The sequence below is a fragment of the Marihabitans asiaticum genome (assembly GCF_007828725.1).
GTDB lineage: Bacteria > Actinomycetota > Actinomycetes > Actinomycetales > Dermatophilaceae > Marihabitans > Marihabitans asiaticum.
The window spans coordinates 59,095-77,454 of the sequence record NZ_VIUW01000005.1 but is presented as its reverse complement, the minus strand read 5'-3'; the positions used below and the strand labels follow the sequence as shown (position 1 = coordinate 77,454).

16 protein-coding genes and 1 riboswitch are annotated in these 18,360 nt (G+C 72.5%); of the genes, 6 read left to right on the top strand and 10 right to left on the bottom strand.

Annotated elements, in window-relative coordinates; translation table 11 throughout:
• Positions 1-20 precede the first annotated feature (20 nt).
• The 3 genes from FB557_RS13125 (at position 21) to gcvP (ending at position 4,338) form a co-directional block, all read left to right on the top strand.
• Complete coding sequence (locus FB557_RS13125; protein WP_144858081.1) at positions 21-500, top strand: bifunctional nuclease family protein; 480 nt, start codon at positions 21-23, stop codon at positions 498-500.
• Between the two features lie 134 nt (positions 501-634).
• The gene (locus FB557_RS13120) at positions 635-1,219 is read left to right on the top strand and encodes a MerR family transcriptional regulator (RefSeq protein WP_246074814.1); all 585 of its coding nucleotides are present in this window, start codon (positions 635-637) and stop codon (positions 1,217-1,219) included.
• A gap of 42 nt (positions 1,220-1,261) precedes the next feature.
• A riboswitch (glycine riboswitch) is annotated at positions 1,262-1,361 on the top strand.
• Between the two features lie 70 nt (positions 1,362-1,431).
• A complete protein-coding gene (gene gcvP, locus FB557_RS13115) occupies positions 1,432-4,338 on the top strand; it encodes an aminomethyl-transferring glycine dehydrogenase (RefSeq protein ID WP_144858079.1) in 2,907 nt (968 codons plus the stop codon).
• Here the strand turns inward: gcvP and FB557_RS13110 are convergent, their stop codons facing one another.
• Together FB557_RS13110 and FB557_RS13105 are read right to left on the bottom strand one after the other, a co-directional pair.
• On the bottom strand, positions 4,339-7,476 hold the full coding sequence (locus FB557_RS13110; protein WP_144858078.1) for an AAA family ATPase: 3,138 nt from the start codon (positions 7,474-7,476) through the stop codon (positions 4,339-4,341).
• Positions 7,477-7,525: 49 nt separating this feature from the next.
• The gene (locus FB557_RS13105; RefSeq protein ID WP_144858077.1) at positions 7,526-8,737 is read right to left on the bottom strand and encodes an exonuclease SbcCD subunit D; all 1,212 of its coding nucleotides are present in this window, start codon (positions 8,735-8,737) and stop codon (positions 7,526-7,528) included.
• Between the two features lie 136 nt (positions 8,738-8,873).
• Between FB557_RS13105 and FB557_RS13100 the strand changes: the two genes are divergently transcribed.
• Complete coding sequence (locus FB557_RS13100) at positions 8,874-10,355, top strand: glutamate-cysteine ligase family protein (protein ID WP_144858076.1); 1,482 nt, start codon at positions 8,874-8,876, stop codon at positions 10,353-10,355.
• Between the two features lie 7 nt (positions 10,356-10,362).
• Here FB557_RS13100 and FB557_RS13095 read toward each other — a convergent pair whose 3' ends face one another.
• Both FB557_RS13095 and FB557_RS14830 read right to left on the bottom strand, forming a co-directional pair.
• On the bottom strand, positions 10,363-10,887 hold the full coding sequence (locus FB557_RS13095; RefSeq protein ID WP_342778940.1) for a histidine phosphatase family protein: 525 nt from the start codon (positions 10,885-10,887) through the stop codon (positions 10,363-10,365).
• Positions 10,841-10,999: a phosphoglycerate mutase family protein gene (locus FB557_RS14830; RefSeq protein WP_342778939.1), complete on the bottom strand. Its 159-nt coding sequence runs from the start codon at positions 10,997-10,999 to the stop codon at positions 10,841-10,843. The genes FB557_RS13095 and FB557_RS14830 overlap by 47 nt, the downstream gene beginning before the upstream one ends.
• Before the next feature lie 22 nt (positions 11,000-11,021).
• Here FB557_RS14830 and FB557_RS13090 point away from each other — a divergent pair, with 22 nt between their 5' ends.
• Positions 11,022-11,645 (top strand): L-threonylcarbamoyladenylate synthase, encoded by a 624-nt coding sequence (locus tag FB557_RS13090; protein WP_144858075.1) that lies wholly within the window; start codon positions 11,022-11,024, stop codon positions 11,643-11,645.
• A 22-nt stretch (positions 11,646-11,667) separates the two neighbouring features.
• Here the strand turns inward: FB557_RS13090 and FB557_RS13085 are convergent, their stop codons facing one another.
• From FB557_RS13085 to FB557_RS13060, 6 genes are read right to left on the bottom strand one after another with little or no spacing between them, the layout of a single operon-like run.
• Positions 11,668-12,864, bottom strand: coding sequence for a glycine C-acetyltransferase (locus FB557_RS13085; protein ID WP_144858074.1), 1,197 nt, complete (start codon positions 12,862-12,864; stop codon positions 11,668-11,670).
• A 4-nt stretch (positions 12,865-12,868) separates the two neighbouring features.
• Positions 12,869-13,906, bottom strand: coding sequence for an L-threonine 3-dehydrogenase (gene tdh / locus FB557_RS13080; RefSeq protein WP_144858073.1), 1,038 nt, complete (start codon positions 13,904-13,906; stop codon positions 12,869-12,871).
• 56 nt (positions 13,907-13,962) lie between these two features.
• Positions 13,963-14,697, bottom strand: a complete 735-nt coding sequence (locus tag FB557_RS13075) for an alpha/beta fold hydrolase (protein ID WP_144858072.1) — start codon at positions 14,695-14,697, stop codon at positions 13,963-13,965.
• 44 nt (positions 14,698-14,741) lie between these two features.
• Positions 14,742-15,272, bottom strand: a complete 531-nt coding sequence (locus FB557_RS13070; RefSeq protein ID WP_144858071.1) for an isoprenylcysteine carboxyl methyltransferase family protein — start codon at positions 15,270-15,272, stop codon at positions 14,742-14,744.
• Positions 15,269-16,378, bottom strand: coding sequence for a type III polyketide synthase (locus FB557_RS13065; protein WP_144858070.1), 1,110 nt, complete (start codon positions 16,376-16,378; stop codon positions 15,269-15,271). The genes FB557_RS13070 and FB557_RS13065 overlap by 4 nt, the downstream gene beginning before the upstream one ends.
• The gene (locus tag FB557_RS13060; protein ID WP_246074812.1) at positions 16,378-17,223 is read right to left on the bottom strand and encodes a UbiA family prenyltransferase; all 846 of its coding nucleotides are present in this window, start codon (positions 17,221-17,223) and stop codon (positions 16,378-16,380) included. Before FB557_RS13060 ends, FB557_RS13065 begins: the two co-directional genes overlap by 1 nt.
• On the opposite strand from FB557_RS13060, the gene FB557_RS13055 reads away from it, so the two are divergent.
• A complete protein-coding gene (locus tag FB557_RS13055; protein WP_246074811.1) occupies positions 17,181-18,326 on the top strand; it encodes an NAD(P)/FAD-dependent oxidoreductase in 1,146 nt (381 codons plus the stop codon). The genes FB557_RS13060 and FB557_RS13055 overlap by 43 nt on opposite strands.
• The last annotated feature ends 34 nt before the right edge of the window (positions 18,327-18,360 follow it).

Sequence of the window (18,360 nt, the reverse complement as noted above, 5' to 3'; positions counted from 1 at the left end):
GGTCGGACTACCGTGGTGGGGTGATCACCCTCGATGTCCTCGGCGTCCGCGTCGAGATGCCGACCTCGCAGCCGATCGTCCTCCTCCGTGAGCGGGAGGGCTCGCGGTACCTCCCCATCTGGATCGGGGCGGCCGAGGCGAGTGCGATCGCCTACGCCCAGGAGGGCGTCGAGCCTCCGCGCCCGCTGACCCACGACCTGCTCGTCGACGTCCTTCAGGCGTGCGGTCGCCGGCTCACCTCGGTCGAGCTGCTGCGGCTGGACGAGGGGGTCTTCTACGCCAGCCTCGTGCTGGACGACGACTCGCGGATCGACTCGCGCTCCTCTGACGCGATCGCCCTCGCGGTGCGCACCGGGGCGGAGGTGGTCGCCACCTCCCAGCTCCTCGACGACGCCGGTGTCGAGTCCTCCGAGGAGGAGGACGAGGTGGAGAAGTTCAAGGAGTTCCTCGAGGACATCAACCCCGAGGACTTCGAGACCGGTGGCGAGACCGGATCGTGACCGACACGCCCCGGTGGAGAGGGCACGGTCGTTGACCCCCACCGGGGGTGGTCGTACCGTGATTGATGCACCGGGCGCGACCACGGTGCGCTCAGCAGGCCCGCACGCGGCCTCGTCGACATCCAGGAGGCACCGTGGACAGCACGTCTGGCGGTAACGGTCCGCAGCCTGCCGTCCGCGCCCAGGGCGTCCTCTTCGACGACGACCTCCCCGAGCTGCGCGAGGACCTCGGCTACCGCGGGCCCGCGGCCTGCAAGGCCGCAGGTATCACCTACCGTCAGCTGGACTACTGGGCCCGGACCGGCCTGGTAGAGCCGTCGGTTCGCGGAGCGCACGGCTCCGGCAGCCAGCGGCTGTACGGATTCCGCGACATCCTCGTGCTCAAGGTGGTCAAGCGTCTGCTCGACACCGGGGTCTCGCTGCAGCAGATCCGGGTCGCCATCCAGCACCTGCGCGAGCGGGGGGTGGAGGACCTCGCCAACGTCACGCTCATGAGCGACGGGGCGAGCGTCTACGAGTGCACGTCAGCCGACGAGGTGATCGACCTCGTGCAGGGCGGTCAAGGCGTCTTCGGCATCGCCGTCGGGCGAGTGTGGCGCGAGGTCGAAGGCTCGCTCATGGAGCTGCCGAGCGAGCGCTGGGACGACGAGCCCGACCAGGCCGACCAGTCCGTGCCCGGCGACGAGGTGGGCGCGCGCCGCCGCGCCAAGCTCGCCTGAGCGCTCGCCTTACCGGCCCGCTGGTAGTCTCGCGAGGGCCGTTCACCCCATGAGGGAGAGCCCCCGACGTCGAACGGACGGTCGGGGCGCCGAAGGGGCAAACTCCCCGGAACCTCTCAGGCGCCAGGACCTCGTGGATCAGGCACCTCTGAAGCCTCGTGCGACAGAAGGGGAGGCAGACCGCCGTGCCACGACACCAGGGAGCCTCGACCATGACCGACCCTTCGATGCCCGAGTTCGTCAGCCGTCACATCGGACCGCGAGAGACCGACGTCGAGGCGATGCTCGAGACGGTCGGGCAGCCGACCCTGGAGCGCCTCTGCGAGGTCGCGGTGCCGGCCGTCATCCGGCAGGACGAGCCGCTGACGCTGGCGGCCGCGACGAGCGAGCTCGCCGTCGTCGAAGAGCTGCGTGCTCTGGCCGACCGCAACGTCGTGCACACCTCGATGATCGGCCTGGGCTACTACGGGACGATCACCCCTGCGGTGATCCAGCGCAATGTCCTGGAGAACCCCGCGTGGTACACCGCCTACACCCCGTACCAGCCCGAGATCTCCCAGGGCCGCCTCGAGGCGCTGCTGAACTTCCAGACGATGGTCTCCGACCTCACCGGCCTGACCACCTCAGGCTCCTCGTTGCTCGATGAGGCCACTGCCGCAGCGGAGGCGATGACCCTCATGCGGCGCGCCTCGAAGGTCGCCGACGGCGCCGTGCTGCTCATCGACGAGGGCGTCTTCCCCCAGACCAAGGCGGTCATCGAGACCCGCGCCATGCCGCTCGGTATCTCGGTGCTCGTCACCGACCTCACCGGCGTCACCTCCGGTGAGGCGCTGCGGGCCGCGGCAGGCGACCGCGATGTCTTCGGCGTCGTCGTGCAGTACCCCGGCGCCGACGGACGGATCGAGGACTGGCGTGCGGTCGCCGACGCGGCGCACGAGGTCGGGGCGCTGGTGACCGCCGCCGCCGACCTGCTTGCCCTGACCCTGCTCACCCCGCCCGGGGAGTGGGGTGCGGACGTGGCGGTGGGCACGAGCCAGCGGTTCGGTGTCCAGATGGGCTTCGGCGGTCCCCACGCGGGCTACATGGCGGTGCGCGGCGGGCTCGAGCGTTCGCTGCCCGGTCGCCTCGTCGGGGTCTCGTTAGACGAGACCGGTCAGGCGGCGTACCGCCTGGCCCTGCAGACCCGCGAGCAGCACATCCGCAGGGACAGGGCGACGAGCAACATCTGCACCGCGCAGGTCCTCCTCGCGGTGATGGCCTCGATGTACGCGGTCTACCACGGGCCAGGCGGCCTGCGCCGCATCGCCCTGCGGGTGCACGGCACCGCGGTGGACCTCGCCGGGCGGCTGCGCGCCAGCGGCGCCGAGGTCGGCGACCACCCCTACTTCGACACCCTGCGCGTCTCGGTGCCGGGCCGGGCCGATGCCGTCGTCGCGGCAGCGCTTGAGCAGGGCGTGAACATCTGGCGCCAGGACGGCGACACCGTCCTCATCAGCGTCGACGAGACCACCGACCCCGGGGAGGTCGCGGCCGTGGCGTCCGCCTTCGGCGGTGAGACGAAGGGAGAGGAGCCCGGCCCGGACGCGGTGGACAACTCGACCGCCCCGCTGATCGAGCCGGACTGGCCCGAGAGCCTGCGCCGGACCTCGGAGTACCTCACCCACCCGGTATTCCACGCTCACCAGAGCGAGACGGCGATGCTGCGCTACCTCCGCCGGCTCGCGGACCGCGACTTCGCCCTGGACCGAGGGATGATCCCCCTGGGGTCGTGCACGATGAAGCTCAACGCGATCACGGAGATGGTCTCGATCACCTGGCCGGAGTTCGCCGGCCTCCACCCCTTCGCGCCGGCGGACCAGACCGAGGGCATCCGCGAGCTGATCTCCCAGCTCTCCGGGTGGCTCAGCGACGTCACCGGGTACGACGCGGTCTCGCTCCAGCCGAACGCCGGCTCGCAGGGTGAGCTGGCCGGCCTGCTGGCGATCCGCAGCTACCATCTGGACCGCGGCGACGACGAGCGCAGGATCTGCCTGATCCCCTCCAGCGCCCACGGCACCAACGCGGCGTCGGCCGTCATGGCCGGCATGAAGGTGGTCGTGGTCAAGACCGACACGATCACCGGCAACGTCGACATGGACGACCTGAAGTCCAAGATCACCGAGCACGCCGAGCAGCTGGCGGCGATCATGGTGACCTACCCCTCGACCCACGGGGTCTACGAGGACACCATCAGCGACCTGTGCGCCATGGTCCACGACGCCGGTGGACAGGTCTACGTCGACGGGGCGAACCTCAACGCCTTGCTCGGCCTGGCCAAGCCCGGCCGATTCGGCGCGGACGTGAGCCACCTCAACCTGCACAAGACCTTCTGCATCCCGCACGGCGGGGGTGGGCCCGGCGTCGGCCCGGTCGGGGTGCGCGAGCACCTGGCCCCGTACCTGCCCAACCACCCGCTGGCCCCCGAGGCCGGCCCGGACAGCGGGGTCGGACCGATCAGCGCCGCTCCCTACGGCTCGGCTGGCATCCTGCCCATCTCGTGGGCGTACGTGCGGCTCATGGGCGGGGCCGGCCTCGCCCGGGCGACGCAGGTCGCGGTGCTCAACGCCAACTACATCGCCGCACGGCTGCGCGAGCACTTCCCGGTGCTGTACAGCGGGACCGACGAGCTGGTGGCCCACGAGTGCATCCTCGACCTGCGTGGCCTGACCAAGGACTCCGGCGTGACCGTCGACGACGTCGCGAAGCGGCTCATCGACTACGGCTTCCACGCCCCGACGATGTCCTTCCCGGTGGCGGGCACCTTCATGGTCGAGCCCACCGAGAGCGAGGACAAGGGCGAGATCGACCGGTTCTGCGACGCCATGATCGCGATCCGGCGGGAGATCGACGACGCTGCCGAAGGCGGTGTCGAAAGCTCGGTGCTGCGGGGGGCCCCGCACACCGCGCAGATGCTCGCGGGGGAGTGGCAGCGGTCCTACGACCGGGCAACGGCCGTCTTCCCGGCCGGGGTCGAGGCAGCCGACAAGTACTGGCCGCCGGTCGCGAGGATCGACGGCGCGTACGGCGACCGGAACCTCGTTTGCTCGTGCCCCTCGCCGGAGGAGCTCGCGCAGGACTGATCACACCGCGGCGACGACCGCCTCGATCTCGACGGTGGAGCCGGCCCGGGTGCGCTCGATGCGCAGCTGGGCCGGGATCCGGGTGCGCATGTCGGCGACATGGGAGATCACGCCGACGGCGCGGCCACCGGAGCGCAGCTCGTCCAGGACCGTCATGACCTGCTCGAGGGCGTCGTCGTCGAGGCTGCCGAAGCCTTCGTCGATGAAGAGCGAGTGGACCTCCGAGCCGCCGCTCTCCTCACGGACGGCATCGGCGGTGCCCAGTGCGAGAGCGAGGGAGACCATGAAGGTCTCGCCTCCGGAGAGGGTGGTGGCCGGTCGCGCCTCGCCGGTCCAGTGGTCGAGCACGTCGAGCCCGAGGCCGCCGCGCCGGCGGCGATCTGATCGTCCGTGGTCGACGACGAGCTCGAAGCGGGCGTCTGCCATCGACCCGAGCCGCTCGTTGGCCAGCTCGGTGATGCGGTGCAGACGGGCGGCCAGCACGTATGTCGTCAACGAGATGCCGTCGACGTTGTCCGGGCCCCGGCCGCTCGCCAGCTCGGCGAGCCCGGTGACGACGTCACGGCGCCCGTCCTCGACCGCCTCGGACTCGGCGAGGTCCGCGAGGTCGTCGCGGCACCGACGCAACGCCGTGCCCAGCTGTCGCACCGCCTCGTGGTGGCCGCCCGCCCGCCGCAGCTCACCGCGAGCGCTCGCCTCGGCCCGCTGCGCTGCGGCGAGGTCTGGCGCCTCACCCTGGAGGGACTGCTCGACGGCGGGCTCGGCCAGCACGTGCTGGGCGGCCGCGGTCGCGTCGTCATGGGTGCGCACCCGGGTGCGCAGATCGCTGAGCTCCTGCTCGGCGAGACGGGACTGCTCGGCATGCCCGGCGTCGTCGAAGCCGTGCTGCCGCGCCGCATCCTCGAGGTCGGCCGTCGCCGTCTGCAGGATGGCCTCGGCCTCCGCGGCCGCCGTCGTGGCCGAGAGCAACGCGTCGACCCGTCCGCGCACGGCCTCGTGGTGCTCGCGGTGGCGACGGGCCAGGGTGCCGAGCTCGGCGACCGCGCGATGGGGCGGGGCGTCCTGGCTGAGCAGCTCGTCGTCAGTCGCGTCCTCACGGCACTCCGGCGGCGAAGGGGGACCGCAGCGGCATCCGGCGTGATCCTCCAGGGCCGAGCCGAGCGACGTGACCCGCGCTGCCTGCTCCACCTCGTGCTGCTCGAGCAACGCCCCTGCCGAGGCGGTCTCGGCGCGGAGAGCGTCCAGCTGCTGGGTCGTGTGCTCGACCTGCTCGTCGAGGGTCGTCAGCTCGGCGCGTGCATGCTCGGCCTGGGCGATCTCGGCGCTGCGCGCCTCGATCTCCTCCTCGAGCGCGGTGCTCGCCGCCTGCAGCTCGGCTGCGGTGCGCTCGTCACCCTGCACCGCCTCGCTCAGCTGGTCCCGCTCCTGCAGAAGGGCGTCCCGTCGACCCGTCGCCTGGGTGTGCTCCTCGTGCGTCCGGCGACGGCGCTCGTCGGTCGCGGCGAGGGTGTCTGCGTCGACCGCCTCGTGCGAGGACGACGCCGGGGCAGGATGCTCGGCGGAGCCGCAGACGGGGCAGGGGTGTGCCAGCTCCAGCCCGGCGGCGAGCTCGGCGGCCATGCCTTCGAGGCGGCGCTGCAGCGCGTCGAGGTAGGTGTGGCGGGCGTCCAGTGCGGCGGTGTGGGCGGTGCGCTCCTGCTCCTCCGCGCGGGGCAGCAGCTCCTCGCACAGCAGCTCCAGCCGCGTGCGTTCGCGCAGGCGTCTATCCAGCTCGGGGCGCGAGCGTTGCAGGTCGAGCAGCGCCGTCGTCGCGAGCGTGGCCCGGTCGAGGGTGGCACCCAGCTCCGAGCGTCTCCCGCGCAGCTCCTGCAGCCGCGCGGCGGTCTGCTCGACGCTCCCGGAGGTGCGCTGGGCGCGGCGGCGCAGCTCCTGACCGCGCTGCGCACCGCTCTCCAGCTCGTCCCGGGCGCGGTCCATCTCTTCGAGCCCGGCCTCGCCCGCGTCGAGCTCGGCGGTCACGGCGCGTACGGCGTCGAGGTCGTCGAGATCGCGCAGGTGAGCCGGCACCTGCTCGGCCGCGAGATCACCACGTCTGACCTGGGTCTCGAGCTCCGCGCGGGCTCTGCGCATGGGTGCGCGCGCCACGTGCACCTGGTCGGCGCGGGACGCCGCGTCGAGGCGGCGACGCGCCTGCTCGATCAGCGGCTCATCGTCCGCGAGCGCCGCGAGGGTGGCCCGCGCGCGCTCGCCGCGGCTGCGGTCGGCGGCCTCGGCGCGCCCGCGAGCCAGCTCGACGGAGGCCTGCTGGTGTGTCGTCTCGGCATGATCGGCCGCGGCAAGCGCGTCGTTCTCCGCGGAGATCACCGCCCCGTGCAGCGGCGCGGTCCTCGCCAGCAGGTCGCGCGCGCCTCGCGTGTCGTCCACCCACGAGCAGTCCGAGGTGAGCGGCGCCTCGCCGACGGGCGGCGCGGAGGTGCTGGTCCAGTCCTCGAGCGTGCGTCGCAGGGCCGCTCGTACCGAGCTCAGCCGGGCGGCTCGCTGCGTACCCAGCTCGTCGAGCCGGCGGCGCTCCTCAAGCAGCCAGGCCTCGATGTCGGAGTAGGTGGCCACGTCGAAGAGGCGCCGCAGGAGCGACTCTCGGTCGTCGTTGGTCGCGTGGAGGAAGGCCGCGAAGTCGCCCTGCGGCAGGACGACGACCCGGTGGAACTGCTCCGCCGTCATGCCGAGCACGTCCTCGAGGACCCGTCCGGCCTCGTCCAGGCGCCGAGCGACGGTGCTCCACTCGCCGCCGACACTCTCGTCGAGGACGATCGACGCCTGCACCGGTGTCTTGCGCCCGGGCCGCTCGAACGCCGCGGTGCGCTCGATGCGCAAGCGCCTCCCGGCGAGGGTCGCCTCCAGCACCACCCGAGGTACCGCGGCGTCGTCGGCATGCTGGCTCTTGAGCTGCTTGACCGGCCGATGGCCGGGAACCCGGCCGAAGAGGGCGAAGGAGACGGCGTCGAGCAGGCTCGTCTTGCCCGCGCCGGTCGGCCCGGAGATGAGGAAGAGCCCCGCGTCGCCGAGCGCCTCAAGGTCGACCCTCTGCCGCTCGGCGAAGGGGCCGAACGCCTCGACCTGGAGGTGGTGCAGCCTCACGCCGCCCCCCGAGAGGGGCCGAACGCCTCGACCTGGAGGTGGTGCAGCCTCACGCCGCCCCCCGAGAGTCGCCCCGGCCAGAGACCTGGCCCTCGCCTCGGCCCTCGACCTGGCCCTCGTCCTGGCGGGTGTCGCGCTGACGACGCGCGCCGTCGACGGCGTCGGTGATCACCCGCCGCTCGGCCTCGGAGGGCGCGACGCCGTCGCGGACGTCGGTGACGAAGTCGCGGCACACCGACGCGGCCGATCGGCCTCGCACCGACACCGGTCGGCGCGGGACCGTGGCATCGGCCTGGGAGGGCCGTAGCTGGAGCGAGAGGACGTGCGGGAAGCGGCCGCGCAGCCGGTCCATGGCACCGCGGGGGCGCAGCGGGTCGGTGAGGACGGCCTGGACGAAGGAGCGCTCGTGCTCGGCATGCCGGGGATCTGCCAGGAGCTCGTCGATGGTGCCGGTGAGCACCGCCAGCGGGCGGTGCACCGGCGCAGGGACGGTCTCGACGCGAGTCCCCCCGTCCGGCTCCACCTCGACGAGCAGGGAGCCCTTGGTCTCGCCCGTCTCGGAGAACGACATCGGCACGGGCGAGCCGCAGTAGCGCACGGACGGCGTGATCTCCTGGGGTCGGTGGAGATGGCCCAGCGCCGCGTAGGAGAGACCGTCGAAGACCGATGCGGGGACCATCGAGACCCCGCCGACGGAGATGTCTCGCTCGGAGTCGGTGACCATGCCCTCGCCGGCGAAGCAGTGCGCGGCGACGACCGCGGCGGGTCCGCGCGTGCCGGCGTCGGCCCGGATGCGCTCCATCGCGGCGGAGACCACGGCGGCATGGGTCCGGGTCTCGACCCCGAGGTGCGTCTGCACCTGGGTGGACAGCGGGTCGAGGTAGGGGAGGGGATAGATCGGGACGCCGTCGACGACCACCGGCCGGGCCACGTCGGCCAGCGAGGACCGGATGTGCACCCCCGCCTCCTCGAGCAGGGGGGAGCCGAAGCCGAGCCGCCTCGCCGAGTCGTGGTTGCCGGGGGAGAGGATGACGCTCGCCCCGGCGTCCCGGAGCCGAAGCAGGGTCTGGGAGAGCAGGTCGACCGCGTCCGGCGGTGGGATCGCCCGGTCGTAGACGTCCCCCGCGACGACGACCGCGTCCACCCCTTCGCCACGGACGACCTCGACAAGGTGGTCGAGGTACCCCGCCTGCGCCTCGAGCAGGCCCACACCGTGCAGGGACCGGCCCAGGTGCCAGTCGGAGGTATGGATCATCCGCATGCCACAGACGCTATGACCTGGCACCGACAACGTCGTGGACCCGCGCCGCGACCGCCCTCATCGGCCGTGGGACAACCCTGCCGCGAGTGCCGCCGGTGTGCTTGGCTGGTCCCTCCGGCGCAGCGAGGAGGGACCCATGGGCAAGGAAGTCGAGGCCCAGAGCTACACCCGCGAGGAGCGGCAGCGGTACCGCGAGAAGGTCCACCAGAACCTCGACGTCTTCGAGCGGATGCTCACCCAGGCCCACTTCGAGGCCGAGCGCCCGCTGACCGGCCTGGAGATCGAGCTCAACCTGGTCGACGAACGCAACGACCCCGCCTTCGCCAACGCCGAGGTCCTCGAGGCGATCGACGACCCGACCTACCAGACCGAGCTCGCGCGCTTCAACATCGAGCTGAACGTCGCGCCCCGACCGCTGCCCGGCGACTCCGCGCTGAGCCTCGAGCAGCACCTGCGGGACTCGCTGAACCGGGCGGAGGAGAAGGCCCAGGCGGTCGGTGCACGGATCGTCCCGGTGGGCATCCTCCCGACGATCCGCCCGGAGCACTTCGAGGGCGAGTGGATCAGTCGCAACAACCGGTACACCGCGCTCAACGACTCGATCTTCTTCGCCCGCGGCGAGGACATCGTCATCGACATCGAGGGGCCCACGGGGGAGCGGGTGCACACCTTCGCCGACTCGATCGCCCCCGAGTCGGCCTGCACCTCGGTCCAGCTCCACCTGCAGGTCAGCCCGGGTGACTTCGCCGACCACTGGAACGCCGCACAGGCGATCTCCGGGCCGCAGGTGGCGCTGGCGGCCAACTCGCCGTTCTTCTTCGGCCGGCGCCTGCACGCCGAGACCCGGATCGAGCTCTTCAAGCAGGCCACCGACACCCGCCCGATCGAGCTGAAGAATCAAGGCGTGCGACCCCGGGTCTTCTTCGGGGAGCGATGGATCACCTCCATCTTCGACCTCTTCGAGGAGAACGTGCGCTACTTCCCCTCGCTGCTGGCCGAGTCCACCGACGAGGACCCGATCGCCGTCCTCGACAGCGGGGGCACCCCGACGCTCGCCGAGCTGAACCTGCACAACGGCACGGTCTACCGGTGGAACCGCCCGATCTACGACATCGCCGACGGCAAACCGCACGTCCGGGTCGAGAACCGGGTGCTTCCTGCGGGGCCGACGATCCTCGACGTCCTGGCCAACGCCGCCTTCTACTACGGCGTGGTCCACCAGCTGGTCCGGGAGGACCGTCCGGTGTGGACTCGGCTGTCCTTCGCCGCTGCGCGGGCGAACTTCGACGCGGCGGCCCGCGGTGGCCTGGAGTCCCGGATCTACTGGCCGGGGCTGGGTGAGGTGGGCGCCGACGAGCTCGTGCTGCGTCACCTGCTGCCGATGGCGGCGAAGGGGTTGGCGGACTGGGGCGTGGCCCCGTCGGTGCGCGACCGCTACCTCGAGGTGATCGAAGGGCGGTGCGTCACCGGTCAGAACGGCGCGACCTGGCAGACCGAGACCGTGGCTCGCCTCGAGGAGCGAGGCGCCGACCGGGCGGAGGCGCTGCGCCAGATGCTGGGCCGCTACGTCGAGCTGATGCACTCCAACGAGCCGGTCCACACCTGGGAGCTGCCCTGACCTGCGCTCACCCGGCGAGCTCCCGCAGCCCGTCGTGCGGCACGTTCCAGACCGTGACACAGGGCTGCTCGCGGTAGAAGCCGAGCATGCTCAGCGACCCCGCGTCGAGCATGAGCTGAGCAGCCAGGTGGGGCGAGTGGCCCAGCCAGACTGCCGTGAGGATCCGCAAGGCGTGCCCGTGGCCGACGAGGCACACGTCGGCGCCGAGCTCGCCCTCGCCGTGGACGATCGGGCGGACCCGGGCGATCACCCTGGATGCCCTCGCCGCGACCTCCTCGACCGTCTCGCCGGGGGTCTGCCCCACCGGCACCCCGTCGAAGACGTCCCAGTCCCCGCCGAGCTCCGTGCGCAGGTCTTCGGTGGTCCGGCCCTCGGCCCCGCCGTAGTCCCACTCGCTCAGGTCGGGCTCGATCTGCGGGTCGAGGCCGGCCAGCTCGGCGGTCCGGCGGGCTCGGACCAGCGGCGAGGACAGCACCAGGGCGAAGTCAAAGCGCTCCAGCGCGGGGCGCAGCGCCGCCGCGTCCTTCCTCACCCTCGGGCAGGAGCGGGAGGTCGGTCCGTCCGGTGTGCCGGCCGTCGCGGCTCCACTCGGTCTGGCCGTGGCGGACCAGGACCAGGCGTCCCGGTGAGGGTGAGGTGCTCATCCAGGCACTTTATGGTGAGGTGATGGCTACCTATGTCGAGGTCCACCCGGACAATCCCCAGCCCCGCACGATCGGCAAGGTCGTCGAGCGCATCCGAGACGGGGCGCTCGTCGCCTTCCCCACCGACTCCGGGTACGCGCTCGGGGGGCACCTGGAGGACCAGCAGATCAAGGACCGGATCCGCGACATCCGCCGGCTGGACGACAAGCACCACTACACCTTGCTGTGCCGTGACTTCGCCCAGCTGGGCCAGCTCGTCATCGTCGACAACCCCGTCTTCCGCGCGGTCCGCGCCGCGACGCCGGGGCCGTACACCTTCATCCTCCCCGCGACCAAGGAGGTGCCCCGGCGCCTGCTCCACGCGAAGAAGAAGACGGTCGGGGTGCGCATCCCAGACAATGCGGTCGTCCAGTCGCTCCTGGCCGAGCTGGGGGAGCCGCTGCTGAGCAGCACCCTGCTGCTGCCGGGGGAGAGCGCGACCCCGGAGACCGGCTGGGAGGTCAAGGAGGCCCTCGACCACGTCGTCGACATCGTCATCGACGCCGGTGAGGTCCAGATGGAGCCGACCACGGTCATCGACTTCAGCTCGGGTACCGCCGAGGTGGCCCGCGACGGGGCGGGCGACACCTCCCCCTTCGAGGACTGAGTCCGACCCGGGCGAAGGGAGGTCAGCCGCCGGCGGCGGTGACCTCACCGGCGGCTTGACCGAAGGCGTCGACGCACCGGCGGACGTCCTCCTCGCTGTGCGCTGCCGAGAGCTGGACCCGGATCCGGGCCTGCCCCTTGGGGACGACGGGGTAGGAGAAGGCGATGACGTAGATGCCCAGCTCGAGCATCCGGTCGGCGATCTGCGCGGCGGTGCGGGCACCGTCCTCACCGGGGAACATCACCGGCACGATCGCGTGCTCGCCGGGGAGCAGCTCGAAGCCGGCATCGCTCATCAGCTCGCGGAAGAGCGCGGCGTTGCGGCGCAGCGCCTGGCGCGGCTCGTCGGAGTCGCGGGCGATCTCGAGGGCCTTGAGCGAGCCGGCGACGATCGCGGGGGCGACCGCGTTGGAGAAGAGGTAGGGCCGGGCGCGCTGCTTGAGCAGGTCGACCACCTCCCGCGGAGCGGCGACGTAGCCCCCGCTGCCGCCGCCGAGGGCCTTGCCCAGGGTGCCGGTGAGGATGTCGACCCGGTCCATCACGCCGCAGGCCTCGTGGGACCCGCGTCCGCCTTCGCCGACGAAGCCGGTGGCGTGGGAGTCATCGACCATGACCATGGCGCCGAACTCCTCGGCGAGGTCGCAGATCTGCTCCAGCGGGGCGAGGTAGCCGTCCATCGAGAAGGCGCCGTCGGTCACGACGAGGATCCGGCGCGCCCCCTTCGCCTCCTCGAGCTGGGCACGCAGGTCGTCCATGTCCCGGTTCGCGTAGCGCTTGCGCTGCGCCTTGCACAGCCGGACCCCGTCGATGATCGAGGCGTGGTTGAGGGCGTCGGAGATGATGACGTCGTCGGGGCCGAGGAGCACCTCGAAGACTCCGCCGTTGGCGTCGAAGCAGGACGGGAAGAGGATCGCGTCCTGCGTACCGACGAAGTCGGCGATCGCGCGCTCGAGGTCCCGGTGCCCGGTCTGGGTGCCGCAGATGAAGCGCACGCTGGCCATGCCGAAGCCGGACTCGTCCAGCCCTCGGTGGGCGGCGGCGACGACGTCGGGGTGGTCGGCCAGGCCGAGGTAGTTGTTGGCGCAGAAGTTCAGCGCCTCGCCGCTCGTCGTCTCGATGTGCGCGGCCTGGGGGCTGGTGATCAGCCGCTCGTGCTTGGTCAGCCCGGCCTGCTCGATCTCGACGAGCTCATCGGTGAGGGCGTCCTTGACGGTGTACATGTGCTCAGCTCCAATCCATGACGACCTTGCCGCACCGACCCGAGCGGGCGGTGTCGAAGGCGCTCTGCCAGTCTTCGGCGGGCACGCGGTGGGTGATGACCGAGGTCACCGCGTCCCGCAGGTCCTGCGAGGTCGAGAGCATCGCGCTCATCGCGTACCAGGTGTCGTACATCTCGCGGCCGTAGATGCCCTTGATCGTGATCATGTGGGTGATGACCTTGCCCCAGTCGACGGGGTAGGGCTCCTTGGGCAGGCCGAGCATCGCGATCCGCCCGCCGTGGTTCATGTGGTCGATCATCGCCGAGACCGCCGGTGGCGCACCGCTCATCTCCAGGCCGACATCGAAGCCTTCGCGCATCCCGAGCCGCCCCATCACCTCGCGCAGGTCGCCGGTGGCCGGGTTGACCCCGATGTCCGCGCCCGCGGCGCGGGCGAGCTCGAGCCGCTCGTCGGAGAGGTCGGTGACCGCGATGTAGCGGGCGCCGACGTGGCGGGCGATGGCCACCGACATCACCCCGATCGGGCCCGCGCCGGTGACGAGCACGTCCTCGCCGGCGAGGGGGAAGGAGAGGGTGGTGTGGGTGGCGTTGCCGAGGGGGTCGAAGACCGCGGCGAGGTCGGGGTCGAAGCCCTCGGGCTGGACCCAGACGTTGCTCGCCGGGAGGACGACGTAGTCGGCGAAGGCCCCGTCCCGGTTGACCCCGACCCCCTCGGTGTTGATGCACAGGTGGCGCCGCCCGGCCCGGCAGTTCCGGCAGCGGCCGCAGACGATGTGACCCTCGCCGGAGACGAGCGCGCCGACGGCGACGTCGGTGACGTCCTCGCCGATCTCGGCGACGACGCCGCTGAACTCGTGCCCGATGATCTGGGGGGTGCGCACGACGGAGGCGGCCCACTCGTCCCAGTCGTGCAGGTGCAGGTCGGTGCCGCACAGGCCCGCCCGGAGCACCCGGATCTTCACCTCGCGCGGCCCCGGTGTCGGCTCAGGGACGTCGGTCATCTCCAGGCCGGGTCCCGGCGCGGTCTTGACGAGGGCTCGCATCGGCGGGAGGGCTCCTTGGGTGTCGGCGAAGGGGGGTCCGGATGATGAGACCCCGGTCACCGTAGCGCGGCCTGGTCGAGGATCGCTGCCACGGCCTGCGGGTGCTGCTGGGGGAGTCCGTGGCCGCCGTCGGGCACGACGGCGAGTCGGCCGCCAGCTGCGGTCGCGATGGCCGCGCACCACTCCTGGCTCGAGACCTCGTCGGCGGAGCCGCGCACGACGGTGACCGGGGCGCTCACCCCCTGAGCCACCGAGCCGGGTCCGCGTCCGATATCGGCGCGGAAAGCGGCGACTGCCAGCGGGGAGGAACGCAGATAGTCGCCGGCCGCCTGGGCGAGGACCCGTGGCGCCTCGTCGGGGACGCCGCGGACAAGAGCGCCGATGTGGTCACGCAGCCGGGGGAGCCGGGGGTCGGGCGAGGGAGAGATCAGCGTGACCGAGCGCGCGAGCCCGGGGCGCAACGCGGCCAGCCGGGCGGCGGTGAGGGCGCCGAGGGAGTGACCGGCCAGGTCCGCGTCGTCGACCCCCGCGACATCGAGCCAGCGGCTGAGGTGCGCGGCCTGCGCCTCGACCCCCATGTCGCCGGGCAGCCGGCGGCTGCGTCCCGCACCCGGTGGGTCGACGACGAGGAGCGATCGGGTATCGGCGAGGTGAGGGATGAGCCAGCGGTAGGCGTGCCACGACATCGACAGCCCAGGGACGAGGACGAAGGGGGCGCCCCCTTCGTCCTTCGCGGGGGAAGCCTCGACCCACGCGGTCGCCACCCCGTCGATCCGCGCACGACGATGCACGAGCCGGGCATCTCGGCGGGGGGTCGGCCGGAGCCGAGGAAGGGTCACGGAGCCGGGGGGAGGAGCGAGCGCAGCGCGGCGTCCTCGACGGTGATGCGATGACGCAGCAGGATCGCGTTGGCCGCGGTGAAGCCGGCCGCGGTCACCCGGGCGCCATGGACGAGCGGCAGCGCCAGGCCCTCGGTGACAACCGCGGCGTAGTTCGGATGGGCCAGCCAACGGTAGGGCCCCGCCTCCACGCGGGTCGCGCCCGGGATGACGACGACCCGGGTGCTCCACTGCCTCCCGAGGCTGTGGATGCACCACCACCGCAGCACCTGCGCTGCGACCACGCCTCCGAGCGCGGGCCACCCGACGGCGGGGGTGAAGGTGCGTTGGCACCGGTCGACCTCGACGACGGACCCGACCAGGAGGGCGGTGTGCAGCCCGACCATGACCGGGTAGTGGCCCCGGCCGGACTCGACCCCGCCCTGCGCCATCGCCCACCGACGGTTGCGCCTGTCGACGGCGAGCTCGGCAAGACGCTCCACGCCCACGGCGGCGATCAGCGCGCGATACGCGGTGCGTGACCTCATCGAGGGTCCCCTGAGTGCAGCAGCACCATCTCGAGGCAGAAGCCGGGGCCCATGGCGAGCAGCATCCCGTGGGTGCCAGGGGCCGGTGGGCGCTCGCGCAGAGTGTCGGCGAGGACGTGCAGCACCGACGCCGACGAGAGGTTGCCGATCCGGTCCAGGGAGGTCCACGTCAGGCCGAGAGCGGCCCGGGGGACCTCCAGGGCGGCCTGCATGGCCTCGAGGACCTTCGGCCCGCCGGGATGGGCGACCCACCACCCGATGTCGTCACGGGTGAGTCCGTGCTCGGCGAGGAACCCGTCGACGTCATCGCGCAGGTGGGTCTCGACGAGGCGGGGGACCTCTGCCCCTAAGACGATGCGCAGACCGGTGTGCCCGACGTCCCATCCCATCGCCCGCTCGGTACCGGCATACATCCGGCTGCGCGAGTCGCGGACCACCACCTCAGCAGATCGTCCTTCGGCTCCGGGGTGCCGCGCCCCCGTGAGCACGACGGCCGCGGCACCGTCGCCGAAGAGCCCGCTCGCGACGACGTTGGCCATCGAGGGGTCGTCGCGCTGGACGGTGAGGCTGCACAGCTCGATCGCGACGAGGACGGCGACGTGCTCGGGATGCCCGAGCAGGTAGTCGTGCACCCTGGCGATCCCCGCGGCGCCGGCGACGCAGCCGAGCCCGACGAGCGGCACCCGCCGCACGTCCTGGCGCAGCCCCACCTGGGCGGCGATCCGAGCGTCCAGCGACGGGACGGCGATGCCCGTGACCGTCGCGGAGGCAACGAGGTCGACGTCCTTCGGGGCCAGACCGGCCTGGGCGAGCGCGTCGAGCAGGGCTCTCGAGCCGAGATCGACGGCCGCGTCGATGAAGGCGTCGTTGGCCTCACCGAAGGTCCTCAGGGCGAGGTACTGCTCGGCGGGCAGGGCGAGATGCCGCGTGCTCACCCCCGCGTTCCCGTGGACCCGCCGTACCACCTCGGGGTTGAGACCGGTGTCGCCGATGAGCTCGAGGAACATCTCGCTCAGCTCAGCCTGCTCGTAGCGGTGCGGGGGCAGGGCGGTGCCGACCGTGCACAGGGTGCTGGTCCGGCTGCTGGTGGCGCCCGGCTGGCTCATCACGCGTCGGTCTCCTCGGTCAGGCTGGCGCCCAGGAGGGCGAGGTCGATGGCGGCGATGCCGACGACGGCCGCGAGCGCGCCGCGCCCGCGGCCTCGGTCGCGGGCTGCGGCCCCGGCGAGCGCCAGCGAGGCCGCGAGCACCGTCCGCTCGGCCCTCCCGAGAGGCCGCCGGTCGAGTGCGAGCACGAAAGACGAGGCGGCGAGGGTCGACCCGACGAGGAGACGGCTCACCCCTTCGCCCAACCGGTGAGGGAGCCCGGGCACCCCCGTCGCGCGATCGTCCTCGAGGTCGGGCAGCGCGTTGACGAGATGAGCGCCGACCCCGAGCAGTGCGGCCCCGACGGTCGTCGCCCGAGGCGCGAGGGCCGGCTGGGGGAGCGCGAGGGTGACGACCGACGGCAGCAACCCGAAGGCGATCGCATACGGGGCCGGCGATGCCCACGTCCCCTTGACCCCGAGGTTGTGGGCCAACCCGCTGGCCACCGTGGCGAGCTGGGTGAGCGCGGCCCGCCCGCCGAGGGCGCGGGACGCCACGAGGTTGAGCGCACACGCGCCCGCTGCGGCCCGCGCCACGGCTCGAGGGGACACCTCGCCGCGAGCGACGGGCTTGTCCAGCCGATCGGTGAGGCGATCGCGACGCACGTCGATGAGGTCGTTGCTCCAGCCGATGAGCAGCTGGCCCGACCCGACGGCGCCGACCACCGCCACCGCTCGGGCGCGGGGGAGGTGGGCCGAGCGGCACAGACCTGCGGCGAGAGCGGTCACCGCAGCAGCAGGCCCCGGGTGGGTGGCCATCAGCAGTGCGTGTCCCGTCCGCAGCAGGTGGGCGGGAGGGTGAGGCACCGGGACACTCTAACCGGGCGCGGCTCCCAGCAACCGGACGCGCGACCCGCCATTATGGAGTGATGCTCGACATCGTGGTGATCGGCGGTGGCCCGGTGGGGCTTGCCGCCGCCCTGCATGCCCACCGGCTCGGTCTGCGCTGCGTCGTCGTCGAGCAACGCTCAGGTGTGCTGGACAAGGCATGCGGAGAGGGAATCATGCCCGGGGGGCTGCGGGCGCTGCGGGAGCTGGGCGTCGATCCTGCCGGTCATGCGCTCACCGGTGTCCGCTATGTGGCGGGCGACCGATCGGTCTCGGCTGGTTTCGGGCCGGCGGGGACCGGCCGCGGCGTGCGCCGCACCACGCTGCATCGCACGCTCCTCGACACGGTCGCGGAGGCGGGGATCGAGGTGGTGGCTGCCCGCGCCGGACTGCCCGCACAGGACGACGAGGGGGCGACCACCCCGCTGAGCACCCGAGGGGCGCTGCGTAGCCGGTACGTGCTCGCCGCCGACGGGCTGCACTCCGCCACCCGGCGGGGGCTCGGACTGGATCGCCCCGTCGGCGCGCCGGCCCGCTATGGGCTGCGACGGCATCACGCGGTGCAGCCGTGGACCGACCATGTCGAGGTGCACTGGGGTCGCGACGCGGAGGCGTACGTGACGCCGGTGGGGGAGCGGCTCGTCGGGGTCGCGGTGCTCAGCAGCGCCCGCCGGTCGGTGGACGCCCACCTGGAGTCCTTTCCCACCCTGCGCGCGCGGCTGGCTGGGGCGAAGGTCGAGGGTCGCGACCTCGGAGCAGGACCGCTGCGCCGCAGCGCCAGCCGGCGGGTCGCCGGCCGCGTCCTTCTCGTGGGAGACGCGGGTGGGTACGTCGACGCTCTCACCGGCGAAGGGGTGATGCTCGGGGTAGCGCAGGCGGCAGCGGCCGTCGAGTCGGTGTCCGTCGGAGACGCGGCAGGGTACGACCGGCGCTGGCGGGTGCTCACGCGCCGGCACACGGCGCTGACCCTCGGTCTGGTCGGCGCCACACGGCTGCGCGTGCCGCGGGCTGCGCTCGTCCCGGCTGCTGGCCTGCTGCCCGGGGTCTTCGGATCTGTGGTGCGCTCGATCGCCTCGAGCTGACTCACTACCCGTGCTGACTCACTACCCGTGCTGA